Annotated in this window: 10 protein-coding genes; 4 read left to right on the top strand and 6 right to left on the bottom strand. The window is 65.4% G+C overall.

What is annotated here, in order from left to right; translation table 11 throughout:
• Window positions 1-294: 294 nt before the first annotated feature.
• Window positions 295-903: a hypothetical protein gene (locus tag CHB99_RS14960; protein WP_042126790.1), complete on the top strand. Its 609-nt coding sequence runs from the start codon at window positions 295-297 to the stop codon at window positions 901-903.
• Between the two features lie 224 nt (window positions 904-1127).
• Here the strand turns inward: CHB99_RS14960 and CHB99_RS14955 are convergent, their stop codons facing one another.
• The 4 genes from CHB99_RS14955 to CHB99_RS14945 all read right to left on the bottom strand — a co-directional run bounded on the left by CHB99_RS14955 (window position 1128) and on the right by CHB99_RS14945 (window position 3338).
• A complete protein-coding gene (locus CHB99_RS14955) occupies window positions 1128-1427 on the bottom strand; it encodes a hypothetical protein (RefSeq protein ID WP_042126792.1) in 300 nt (99 codons plus the stop codon).
• A 356-nt stretch (window positions 1428-1783) separates the two neighbouring features.
• On the bottom strand, window positions 1784-2392 hold the full coding sequence (locus tag CHB99_RS14950; protein WP_042126794.1) for a nucleotidyltransferase family protein: 609 nt from the start codon (window positions 2390-2392) through the stop codon (window positions 1784-1786).
• A gap of 62 nt (window positions 2393-2454) precedes the next feature.
• Window positions 2455-2625: a hypothetical protein gene (locus CHB99_RS29790; RefSeq protein ID WP_167335878.1), complete on the bottom strand. Its 171-nt coding sequence runs from the start codon at window positions 2623-2625 to the stop codon at window positions 2455-2457.
• A gap of 110 nt (window positions 2626-2735) precedes the next feature.
• Window positions 2736-3338 (bottom strand): hypothetical protein, encoded by a 603-nt coding sequence (locus CHB99_RS14945; protein WP_042126796.1) that lies wholly within the window; start codon window positions 3336-3338, stop codon window positions 2736-2738.
• A gap of 785 nt (window positions 3339-4123) precedes the next feature.
• Between CHB99_RS14945 and CHB99_RS14940 the strand changes: the two genes are divergently transcribed.
• The 3 genes from CHB99_RS14940 to CHB99_RS14930 are packed head-to-tail and all read left to right on the top strand — an operon-like array spanning window position 4124 to window position 9158.
• Entirely contained in the window at window positions 4124-5548 is a 1425-nt protein-coding gene (locus tag CHB99_RS14940; protein ID WP_052419491.1) for a TolC family outer membrane protein, read from the top strand.
• 34 nt (window positions 5549-5582) lie between these two features.
• Window positions 5583-7727 (top strand): type I secretion system permease/ATPase, encoded by a 2145-nt coding sequence (locus CHB99_RS14935; protein ID WP_042126803.1) that lies wholly within the window; start codon window positions 5583-5585, stop codon window positions 7725-7727.
• On the top strand, window positions 7728-9158 hold the full coding sequence (locus CHB99_RS14930) for an HlyD family type I secretion periplasmic adaptor subunit (RefSeq protein ID WP_089266557.1): 1431 nt from the start codon (window positions 7728-7730) through the stop codon (window positions 9156-9158). It abuts the gene before it with no gap.
• Between the two features lie 152 nt (window positions 9159-9310).
• Here CHB99_RS14930 and CHB99_RS14925 read toward each other — a convergent pair whose 3' ends face one another.
• Together CHB99_RS14925 and CHB99_RS14920 are read right to left on the bottom strand one after the other, a co-directional pair.
• On the bottom strand, window positions 9311-10333 hold the full coding sequence (locus CHB99_RS14925; protein WP_042126805.1) for an XdhC family protein: 1023 nt from the start codon (window positions 10331-10333) through the stop codon (window positions 9311-9313).
• A gap of 579 nt (window positions 10334-10912) precedes the next feature.
• Complete coding sequence (locus CHB99_RS14920) at window positions 10913-12247, bottom strand: c-type cytochrome (protein ID WP_042130650.1); 1335 nt, start codon at window positions 12245-12247, stop codon at window positions 10913-10915.
• Between the last annotated feature and the right edge of the window lie 5 nt (window positions 12248-12252).

The following is a 12252-nucleotide window of genomic DNA, read 5'->3' as shown; positions in this document are numbered from 1 at the left end:
ACAGCCCGGGCCTTCCTCCCCGAAGACGTCGAACCATTGGAATCATTGCGGATGGCGGTCCGATGGAAACCGGACCGCGGCGAATACTAGCGCTGCCGAGCGCCCGCTGACAACGCTGTATATTGAAATATATAACGATGCTGTCGTGATGGCAGTGCATCCAGGGCGTTTGGCGTCGGACGAGGCGGGGCGGGCAGGGGGAAACTTTGCGCGCGCATTGTGGCGTTTTGATATTTGGACTAGCGTGCTAGGCGCGACAGCACGTGCGCAGTGTCAATCACAGGGAGCGATGCAATGGCCAAACGGATTTCCATTGGCGGCAAAGTGGTGGTGTTGATCAAGGACACCCTCGACCTCGCCGATATCTCGACGTTCTTCATCATCGGGCATGGCACCAAGGTCGCCGGCAAGTTCGTGGTCAACATGGAAGTCAATTTCCCTTGGGGTATCGACAACTACGGTTGGTATCAAGGGGATACCGGCTTTCCCTTGAAGTCGATCTATAACCACTACCGCCACGGCATTCCCATCGGGCTGACCCAGAGTACCCATTACGCAATCAGCAGCACCCCCCGTCCCGGTTCCATGTCCGACTCGCTGACCACGCCGTTGCTGAGCAAGAGCGTGAATGAAATCCCCAACATCGACCTGACGGTGGATGACCTGAATGTCGACTTCTGCGAGGAGATGCTCAACACCTTCTACACCGAAGGCGGCGCGGCGGATGATGTGGGTGTGGTGTGCCTGCAGGGTGCCGCGAAGTTGGCCGATGTCTTTCGTTATCTGAGCCTGGCGATGAAGGGCAGTTACGCCGATTTGCTGGTGTTCTGCCTGTGCTGCAGCGTGAAGAAGGGCGAGGAACATGAGGCGGATAATCGGGCGGCGGGGTATGTGAAGCTTTAGGTTCGGTACGAAGTGCAGGTTTGCCAATCGGCGTATGTCCAATCGGCGTACACCGATCCCCGTAGGAGCTGGCTTGCCTGCGATCGGCTGCAAAGCAGTCGTAAAACCAGTATCCACAGGGTGCCAGGCCCACCGCGGACTCAGGGTTTACGACGGCTGCGCCGCCGATCGCAGGCAAGCCAGCTCCTACAGGTTCAGCGTCAGACCGACAAAGGCCGCATCGGCTATTCGGCAACCTCGGCCTTCTTCAGGCATCCCTTCAACAGCGAATCCACCAGCGCCAGAGCGATTTCCAGCGAATGCTGGGTCGCCCAGGCCAGGCCGCAGGTGGGCGGATCCGCCGATTCGCAGACCTGGAAGTTGGTTTCATACGCCGATGTCAGGGAGGTCGACAGATGCACCAGGGCATCCTCCATGGAGGCGCCGTCGCATACGGCGAGCAGCGGGGGATGGTGGCCGTTGCAGGTGGCGAAGTGGGTGTGGGCGGTGGTGGGTAGCGGTGGATCAGGAACAGGCTTAATCATTCGTGTATCTCCTCGCATTTGATCGGAGGCGCCACGTCGTGACCAAACGATGGGTGGCGACTGTACGCAGGTTGGTCAACCGGGACCCGAGGCAAACCCGGCGCGCTCGAAAGCGCCCTGCGCACAGCCGCCATAGAGAAACAGCAGCCACAAAAAAGCGCCCGCTGAAACGGATGGACGCTTGTGCGCTTCGGATTTGCCAGGTGACCAAACCTGATCGCTGATATGCAGCGACTGGCGGAGAGTAGGCACTGATTTCCAGGAGCGCAACGCTTGATACGGCGCGGGATTATGCTTGGGAAATTGCCTACAAAAAAGTCGGATGTTGATGAAGCATTGTCGCTATATGCGACACGCTACCGAGTCCCTGGAAGGGAACTCGACGGCACTGCCGGCGAAACATCCACATCCCGAACAACCCCCTCATCATCCAACGCCACCAGCAGACAATCCCCCGCGTTCTCCTGCATGACCCGCTTCCCGCCCTGATCCCCCCGCAGGTCACTCAAACCGGGCCAGAACCGCCGGCCGAACAGCACCGGATGCCCCCGCTGGTCCAGAAACGTCGGCACCACGATCCGCCCGACCTCCGCCAGATCCCGCAAGCTCTCCAACGTCCCAGGCTCGATCCACGGCATGTCCCCCAACAGCACCGCCACCGCCTCGAACTCCGTGCCCTCAAGCGCCCGCACTCCGGCCGCCAGGCTCGCGCCCATGCCTTCATCCGCGTGCTCGGCGCGAACTACCGTTACCCGCGGGTCCAGCCCCAGCGCCAGCGGATCATCGTCCGGGCGCAGCACTACCCAGACGTTCGGGAAGGCTTCCAGGGCCCGCGCCAGGGTCGCCGCCAGCATCCGCGTCCCGGACGGCAGCAGCGCGACCCGCTTGTCACTGCCGAAGCGACGCCCGCGCCCGGCGGCGAGAACCAGGGCCACGCAGCGCTGGGTCATGTCGTTTGAATGCATGGCTTGGCCTCCCGGGCCTGGGCGGTGCTTCAGCAGGAGAAGGGGGCGGGGTGAATGCCGCGTCAGGCGAGGAAATCCGCCGTGGTCGGTTCCGGTGCCGGTGGATCCTGGCGCAGATCGGCGAGGACCGCCGCGGTGCATACACCCACCAGGCCCACGCTGGCCAGGACGATTTCGCCCAGCAGCATGCCGACTACCAGGAGCAGCAGGGCGAGACGAGAGAAGGTGAACATGGGGCCTCCCAGCAGTGATGTATTCCTGTAACAGAATATTGCCCGAGTGGCGTCACGTCGCATAGTCCCTGGGTGAGGTTGGGGTCACACCAGCAACTGACGAGTAGAACCTAGGACACCGGCTGCTTCAGCAGGCTCTGCAACGAACGGTCGAACTGGCGCAGGGCATCGGCCTGTACGGCCTGCTCTTCATCCAGTTGGCGCATCAGGTTGGCGCTGTCGACGTCCTTGTGCGCGCTGCCTTCGGCGCGGCCGATGTAGGTCAGTTGACGATCGAAGAAGCGCGCGACCACGCGGGCCTGCAGCGCTTCGCTGTCGGCACTGGCCAGCTGGCTCTGGGCATCGAGCAGCACGATCACGTCGGGGCGGTCGGCGAGCAGGGTGTCGAGGTCGTCGTAGAAGGTCACCTCGGCGAACTGCTGCGCCAGCGAGTGGGCCAGCCAGGTGTAGGCCTGGGTGCCGCCGAGGGTGGCCACCGGCGTGGAGCGCGGAGTATCGGCGGTGGCCTGGTCGCGGTGGCGTTGCAGGTAGTCGAGGGTCGCCGCGGCATTGCGCCCGAGCAGGACCGCCACATGCTGGCCGTGGCTCAGGGCCACGCTGGAGAGTTCGGTGGCCGAATAGAAGTGGCCGTCGGGTTGACTGGCTGCCGGAGCGGCGCAGCCACCGAGGGCGGCCAGCAGGGCGAGGAGGGCGGCGATCATGCCGGTTTTCATGATGGGTTCCTTGGCGTGGAAGCGGATGTCGCTATCTTCTGCGCCGCGCCCGGACGGGGGAACTTGATGCTGGCGATGGTGGGTATCGATGGGATCGATAGGCATGGGTATCTACACCGCTTCGACGGCCTGGCGGGAAACCGCATGAAGGCCGCCAGGTGCCTGTCTTGAGTGTTGTAGCGGCTGTGAGATCGAGCGCCGCCCGCGCGGCGCATCGCTGTGCATGACGATGCTCTTCTAGCGTCCTTGAGATCAAGCGCCGTCCGCACGGCGCTTCGCGAGCAAGCTCGCTCCCACAGTTTGTTGCAACGAACCTATGTCTGATAGACCGCCATTGACCGCCTTGTTTGCACGACGCGATATCAAGTCGGGCCCAACAGCCTCCCCGCAATAAATCGCCAAGCACCAGGGGCTGACAACTCAAATCCCACAGGCCATGGCGCGTTGCAACAAACTGTGGGAGCGAGCTTGCTCGCGAAGCGCCGCGCGGGCGGCGCTCGATCTTGAGGGCGCTCGAAAGGCATCGTCATGCACAGCGAAGCGCCGTGCGGACGGCGCTCGATCTCAAGAGCGCTGCAAGCCTCAAGACAGGCATCTGGCAGCCCTGATGCGCTTTCCCCGCCAAACATGGACACCCCCCGGCAAATTGCTTTGCACACAACGATCGCTTAGAGTTCAACCATTCAAATGGCTATATGCCATTAACCGGAAACCTACATTCCCACTGAGCGATAGCCATCTCTCTGATCAGCAGGATGCCTGGGCGTGTGCATAAGGATGTGTTCATGTTTTCCGTGCGACGGGTTGCCGTTCTTGTCGGGTTGTTTTCCGCGTGCGCGTTCGCGGCGCAGGGCGCGGATCGCGCCGAGCTGATGGCCGTCTACCGCCAGGCGGTCCAGCACAATGCCGAGATCGCCGCCGCCCGTGCCGACTTCGCCGCGCGTCAGGAAGCCCTGCCGCAGGCGCGGGCCAATCTGCTGCCGGCGCTGAGTGTCGGGTCGAGCCTCGAAGCTACCCGCCTGACCCGTGATCAACCCGCGCTGAGCCGCGCACGCAGTGGCAGCACCCTGCAGGCCAACCTCAAGCAGCCGGTGTTCAATGCCGCCTTCTGGTTCGAACTGCAGGCCGCCAAGGCCGATACCGCGCAAGCCGCGCTGGAGCTGTCGGCGAAAGAGCAGGCGCTGATCCTGAAAACCGCCGAGGTCTACTACGAAACCCTGCGCGCCGGCGACGAACTGGCCGCCTCGCTCGCCGAAGAAGCGGCGTTCCGCCAGCAGCACGACCAGGCCCGGGCCCGGCTCAAGGGCGGGATGTCGAGCATCACCGATGTGCTGGATGCCCAGTCGGCCTACGACAATGCCCTGGCCAACCGCAAACTGGCGCAGCGCAAGGTCGACGATGCGTTCGAGCAACTGATCCGCCTGACCCGCAAACCCTACGCCAGCATCCAGGGCATGCGTCACCAGATGCCCGTGCAGGCCCCGATACCGGACGACACCCAGGCCTGGGTCGAGGTGGCACTGCGGCAGAACCTGACGTTGCTGGCCAGCAACCTGGCGGTGCAGGCCGCGCAGGAGAACCTCAGTCAGCGTCGCGCCGGGCATGCGCCGACCGTCGATGCCGTGGTGTCCTGGCGGCGTGGCGACAACGACAGCTTCGGCTACACCAACCCCAGCGATTTCGGGCTCGACGGCTATGGCGGCAACGTCGAGCAGAGCAGTGTCGCGCTGGAAATGAACATTCCCCTGTTCAGCGGCGGACGCACCAGTTCGCAGGCCCGCGAGGCCTACCAGCGCCTGGTGCAGAGCGAAGAACTGCGCGAGGACCAGCGCCAGGAAGTGGTGCTCGACACACGCAATTTCTTCCGCGCGGTGAATTCCGATATCGAACAGATCCACGCGCGTCGGCAGACCGTGCTGTCGAGCCAGGAGTCGCTGAAGGCCTCCAGGGTCGGCGCCGATATCGGCACGCGCAACACCGTCGATGTGCTCAATGCCCAGCGCCAGCTGTTCAAGGCCGTGCGCGACTACAACAACGCGCGCTACGACTTCATTCTCGACAACCTGCGCCTGAAACAGGCGGCTGGCAGCCTCGCCGCCGACGACCTGCAGGCCCTCGCCGACTACCTGAAAAGCGACTACGAGCCGCAGCGTGACTTTCTGCCTCCGGAGCTGATGTCCGCCTCCGATCCGCGACTGTCCCGGCGTTAGCCGTACCCGATGAATCCTCAGCACGGAAGCACTTATGCAGCAATCAGAGGCCGACCCGAGCCAAACCCGTGACGCGGTGGATACCGGACTGGCGTGCCTGGCCATGCTGGCGCGCTTTCACAATGTCGCGGTGTCTCCCGAGCAACTGGCCCATGAGCATCTGGCGCAGGGCGAGCGCTTCGGCAGGAGCGAGATCCTCCTCGCCGCGCGTCAGCTCGACCTGAAGGCGCGGGCGATCCGCACCACCCACGAGCGCATGGCCCGCACGCCATTGCCGGCCATCGCCTGCGGCAACGACGGCGGTTTCTTCATCATCGCCCGGGTCGACCAGGACAAGGTGCTGATCCACGACCCGCTGGCCCAGCGCCCGCAACTGATCGACAGCGAGCAACTGCAGGCCCGCTGGAGCGGCGAGATGATCCTGTTGCGCTCCCAGGCCTCGCTGGCGGCCGAAATGTCGCGGTTCGACTTCACCTGGTTCATTCCGGCCATCGTCAAGTACCGCAAGCTGCTCGGCGAAGTCCTGCTGGTTTCGTTCGTGCTGCAGATCTTCGCCCTGCTGACGCCGCTGTTCTTCCAGGTGGTGATGGACAAGGTGCTGGTGCACCACGGCCTGACCACCCTGGATGTGATCGCGATCGGCCTGCTCGGCATCATGCTGTTCGAGACCACCCTGAGCGGCCTGCGCAGCTATGTCTTCGCCCACACCGCCAGCCGCATCGACGTCGAGCTGGGCTCGCGGCTGTTCCGTCACCTGGTGACCCTTCCGCTCTCGTACTTCCAGGCGCGCCGGGTCGGCGACTCGGTCGCCCGGGTACGCGAGCTGGAGAACATTCGCAGCTTCCTCACCGGCAATGCCATCACCCTGCTGCTGGATGTGCTGTTCTCGGTGGTGTTCATTGCCGTGATGTTCTTCTACAGCGGCTGGCTGACCCTGGTGGTGGTGCTGTCGCTGCCCCTGTACTTCATCGTTTCGCTGTTCATCACCCCGCTGTTGCGCGCCCGCCTCGACGAAAGCTTCGCCCGCGGCGCGGAAAACCAGGCGTTCCTGGTCGAGACGGTCAACGGCATCGACACCCTCAAGTCGATGGCGGTCGAGCCGCAGGTCACGCGCAAATGGGACAACCAGCTGGCGGCCTATGTCAGCGCCGGGTTCAAGACCCAGACCCTGTCCACCATCGCCAACGAAAGCGTGTCGCTGATCGGCAAGCTGGTGACCGTGGCCACGCTGTGGCTGGGTGCCCGCCTGGTGATCGACGGGCAGCTTACGGTCGGCCAGTTGATTGCCTTCAACATGCTCGCCGGAAGGGTCGCGCAGCCGATCATGCGCCTGGCCCAGCTGTGGACCAACTTCCAGCAGACCGGGGTGTCGGTGCAGCGCCTGGGCGACATTCTCAATACCCAGACCGAACTGTCCCAGACGACCCGCAGTGCCTTGCCGGCGCTCAAGGGCCGTGTCGAGTTCGACCAGGTGCATTTTCGCTACCGGCCCGACGGCTCCGAGGTGCTGCGCAGCGTCAGCCTGGTCATCGAACCGGGCGAGGTGATCGGCGTGGTCGGTCGCTCGGGGTCGGGCAAGAGCACCCTGACCCGCCTGCTGCAACGCCTGTACGTGCCGGAGCGGGGGCGGGTGCTGGTGGACGGCATGGACCTGGCGCTGGCCGATGTCTCGTCGTTGCGCCGGCAGATCGGCGTGGTGCTGCAGGACAACATGCTGTTCAACCGCAGCATCCGCGAGAACATCGCCCTGAGCGATCCGGGCACGCCGCTGGAGGCGGTGATGCACGCGGCGCGGATGGCGGGTGCCCATGACTTCATCCTGGAACTGCCGGAAGGCTACGACACCGTCGTCGGCGAACACGGTGCCTCGCTCTCCGGCGGTCAGCGGCAGCGCGTGGCGATCGCCCGGGCGCTGATCGGCAACCCGCGCATCCTGATCTTCGACGAGGCCACCAGCGCCCTGGACTACGAGTCGGAGCGGATCGTCCAGCAGAACATGCAGAGCATCTGCAAGGGCCGCACGGTGATCATCATCGCCCACCGGCTCTCGGCGGTGCGCGATGCCAATCGCATCGTGGTGATGGACCGCGGACAGATCGTCGAGCAGGGCAGCCACGCGCAGTTGCTGACCCTCCAGGCGGGGTACTACTCGCGTCTGCACCGTATGCAGCAAGGATGAATGAGCATGGCTGAACCCTCCGCCAAACGTGAACTCTGGCAGCGCTACCGATATGCCTGGCGCCAGGCCTGGCGTCGGCGCAAGGAACTGGACGCGGCGCCGCGCCTGGCCCATGAGGTGCAGTTCCTGCCGGCGGCGCTGGCCCTGCAGGAACAGCCGGTGCATCCGGCGCCGCGCTATATCCAGTGGGTGATCCTGCTGTTCGCCGTGCTGGCGCTGGCCTGGGCGTGCCTGGGCGAGATCGAGGTGGTGGCGACCGCGCGCGGCAAGGTGGTCGCCAGCGGCAAGAGCAAGACCATCCAGCCGAGCGAGGTGGCGGTGGTCAAGGCGATCCGGGTGTACGACGGCCAGGAGGTCAAGGCCGGCGATGTATTGGTGGAACTCGATGCCAGTGTCTCGGGCGCCGACGTCACGCGCCTGCGCAGCGAACTGCTGGCCGCGCAGGTCGACCGCGCGCGGGCCAGTGCCCTGCTCGACGCGATCCACGACAACCGGGAGCCTGGTCCGCTGGCCGCCTACCTGCCCGACGCCGGGCCCGAGCAGGTGCAGGCCGCCCAGCGCTGGTTGCAGGGCCAGTACCTGGAAATGCGCAGCGCACTGGACCAGGTGAGTGCCGAGATCGACCAGCGTTCGGCGGAAATCCAGTCGGCCCGGGCCATGCTCGCCTCCCTGCAGAAGACCCTGCCGATCACCCGCCGCCTGGCCGAGGATTATCGTGTCCTGCTCGAACAGCAGTACGTGCCGCGCCACGCCTACCTGGAAAAACAGCAGGCCTTGCTCGACCAGGAACGCGACCTGGCCGTGCAGCAGGCGCGGGTGGTCGAGCTTTCCGCCAGCCGCAAGGAAGCCGAGCGGCGCCGCGAGGGCACCCTGGCGCAGACCCGGCGCAGCATGCTCGACCTGCAGCAGCAGGCGCAGCAGCAAGCCGCCTCGCTGACCCAGGAACTGAAAAAGGCCGAGCAGCGCGACCACCTGATGAGCCTCGTCGCGCCGGTGGATGGCACCGTGCAGCAACTGGCGATCCATACCGTCGGTGGTGTGGTCACGGCGGCGCAGGCGCTGATGGTCGTGGTGCCCAGCGACCAACCGGTGGAGGTCGAGGCGATGCTGGAGAACAAGGACGTCGGTTTCGTCCGTGAAGGCCAGCAGGCGAGCGTGAAGGTCGAGACGTTCACCTTCACCAAGTACGGCACGGTCGAAGGCGAGGTGCTCAGCGTCTCCAACGATGCCATCGAGGATGAAAAGCGCGGCTTGATCTACAGCAGCCGCGTGCGTCTGCTCAAGGATTACATTCGCGTGCGCGACCAGCAGGTGGCGTTGTCGCCGGGCATGTCGGTCACGGTCGAGATCAAGACCGACCGGCGCAAGGTCATCGATTACTTCCTCAGTCCGTTGCAGCAGTACGTGGACGAGAGTCTGAGGGAGCGCTGAGGGGGTTTGCTCTGTCTGCCGCCGTGCAGGAAGCGCGGAGCGCGGGCTGGGCCGGATTCGTTGCGGTCCGGCCGTCTACCTGGGCGGGACCGCCCCCGACACGATTGCGCCCAAGGGCTGGATCGTGCTCCACCCTTGGCGGCAGCCCGTGCTCACCCTGCCCGCACCCGGCGCTCCCGCTCCTCCTTCGCCCCCACCACCGACAACTCCCGCGGCAACGCCACTTCATTCTTCTTCGCCAGCACCTCGGCCATCACGCTCACGGCGATCTCCGCCGGGGTCTTGCTGCCGATATAGATGCCGATCGGTCCATGCAGACGCTTCAGCGATGCTTCGGTTTCGCCAAAGTGCTCGATCAGGCGCTCGCGCCGGCTCTGGCTGTTGCGCCGTGAGCCAATGGCGCCGATATAGAAGGCCGGGCTGTGCAGGGCTTCGAGCAGGGCCAGGTCGTCCAGCCGGGGATCGTGGCTGAGGGCGATGATGCAGCTGCGCTGGTCCGGAGCGAAGGCGCGGACCATGTCGTCCGGCATGCCGACCAGGGTGTCCACGCCCTCCAGGCTCCAGGCCTCGATGTACTCCGGCCGCGGGTCGCAGACGCTGACCTTGAATCCGTTGAACCGGGCCATGGTGGCGAGGTATTCGGCCAGGGCGCCGGCACCGATCAGAAGCATGCGGTAGCCAGGGCCCAGGGTGTTGATCATGCGCCGCTTGTCGAAGCTGAACTGCTGCGGGGACTGGGTGGTTGCCAGGCTGGCCTGGCCGCTGGCGAGGTCGAGGCTGCGGCGTACCAGATGGCCGGCGTCCAGCTGTCGCAGGAGCTGAGCGAGGCTGTCCACCGACGGGGCGAATTCGAGGACGATTTCCAGGGTGCCGCCGCAGGGCAGGCCGAAGCGGTGGGCTTCGTCGGCGTCGATGCCGTAGCGCACCAGGCGGGTGTTTTCGTCGGGCAGGCCGGGGCCCTGGTAGGCGCTGGTGTAGCGGTGGATCAGATCGTCTTCGATACAGCCGCCGGAGACGCTGCCGGCCACCCGGCCATCGGCGCGCAGGGCCATCATCGAGCCGACCGGGCGCGGCGAGGAGCCCCAGGTGCGCACCACGGTGGCGAGCAGGGCGCGATGACCGCTGGCCAGCCAGTCGTGAAGGGTGCGCAGGACCAGGAGGTCGATGCTTTCCATGGTGTGCCTCTGTTGAATTGGGTGTGGGTTGGACTGCGGGCGTGGTCTGATGGTCCCGTTCTGAAGGCCTGGTGGGGGACCGCGTCAGGGCTGCCAGGTGCCTGTCTGGGGGCTTGCAGCGTCCTCAAGATCGAGCGCCGCCCGCGCGGCGCATCGCCGTACATGGCGACACCCTTCTAGCGCCCTCAAGATCGAGCGCCGTCCACACGGCGCTTCGCGAGCAAGCTCGCTCCCACAGTTTGTTGCAACGTACCTATGCCTGACAGGCCATGGTTGACCGCCTTGTTGGTTCGACTCGATACCGAGTCGAACCAACAGCCTCCCCGCGATGCATCGCCGAAAAAACAAAGGCTGACAACTCAAATCCCACAGGCCATGGCACGTTGCAACAGATGTGGGAGCGGGCATTGCCCGCGATGCGCCGCGCGGGCGGCGCTCGATCTCAAGAGCGCTGCAAGCCCCCAGACAGGCACCTGTTGGCCATGATGCGCTCCCCCGCCAAGCTTCAAAGATGTATAGATCCCCATACAACGATGAATCCATCAGCAACACCCTCAATTCCACTACCTGAAAACCGGCTCAGCGCATCCGCAACACGATCGGGCTCGGACTCGCCGGGTCGGTCTTCTCGCGCAGTTCCTTCACCGCCCCAAGCTCCACCGCACCACCCTGATTACCCCACGCGGTACGCACGAAACTCAGCACCTCGGCAATCTCCCGGTCCGACAGCTGCTCGCGAAACGCGGGCATCCGGTAGGCATCCGGCACCCCGGCGGCGACCACGCGCTGCGCGCCGTTCAAGGTGATGTTGATGCTCGACGCATGCTCCCGTGCCATGGACGACGAAGCTCCCGCCAGCGGCGGCATCCATTCGCCCTGGCCGCGCCCGTCCGCACCATGGCAGGACGCACATCGCAGCGCGTAGGTCTGCGCGCCCGGGGCGTCGGCCCTGGCCTGCTGGTACTGCCACGGCGGCCCGTCGCGCCGCGGATCCCCCGGCAGCGACTTGAGGTAGCGGGCAATCGCCGCCAGGTCCTCGTCACTCATGAACTGCGTGGAGTTGTTGAACGCCTCGGTCATCGATCCGAACACCACCGCGTGCTGGTTGCGGCCGGTCTTGAGGAACCGCGCGATCTCTTCTTCGCTCCAGCGCCCCAGCCCGGTATTCGGATCGGCGCGCAGGCTCGGTGCGTACCAGCCATCGAGCAGGGCACCGGAAAGGAACGTCGGGCGGCTGCCATCCAGGGCCTTTTCGTTGAACGCCAGCCCGCGCGGGGTGTGGCAACTGCCGCAATGCCCCGGGCCTTCGACGATATAGGCGCCACGGTTCCACAGCGCATCCTCGCCGGCCTTGTCGGCGTAGGGCGCGGATGCGCTGAACAGGCCGTTCCACAAGGCGATCGGCCAGCGCAGGTTCAGCGGCCAGGGAATCTCCCCCGGCGCGTTGGCCTGCGCCACCGGCGCCACGCCCTTGCTGAAGAAGGCATACAGCGCCCGCACATCGTCGTCGCTGAGCTTGGCGTAGGACGGGTAGGGCATCGCCGGGTACAGCCGGCGGCCATCCGGGGTCACGCCATGGCGCACGGCGCGGTCGAAGTCGGCCAGGCTGTAGGCGCCGATGCCGTGTTCGCGGTCCGGGGTGATGTTGGTGGCGAAGATCCCGCCCAGCGGCGTGTCCATCTTCAGCCCGCCGGCGAACGGCTTGCCGTCCGGCAGGCTGTGACAGGCCACGCAGTCGGCGACACGGGCGACGTATTCGCCGCGGCGCACCCACTGCTCGTCCACCGGCGCGTCCGCCTGCGCCGCGAACGGCGAGGGCGGAGTGCGGGTCACGTACCAGGCCAGTCCGGCGGCGAGCAGCAGGCACAGCATGGCCAGCAGGCCAAGGGTTCTTGGCAGTCGTCGTGCAGTCATCGGTG

The organism is Pseudomonas japonica (assembly GCF_900188455.1).
In the GTDB taxonomy this organism is placed as follows: domain Bacteria; phylum Pseudomonadota; class Gammaproteobacteria; order Pseudomonadales; family Pseudomonadaceae; genus Aquipseudomonas; species Aquipseudomonas japonica.
The sequence above is the reverse complement of the archived record's forward strand: the minus strand, read 5'-3'. Positions and strand labels throughout refer to the sequence as shown.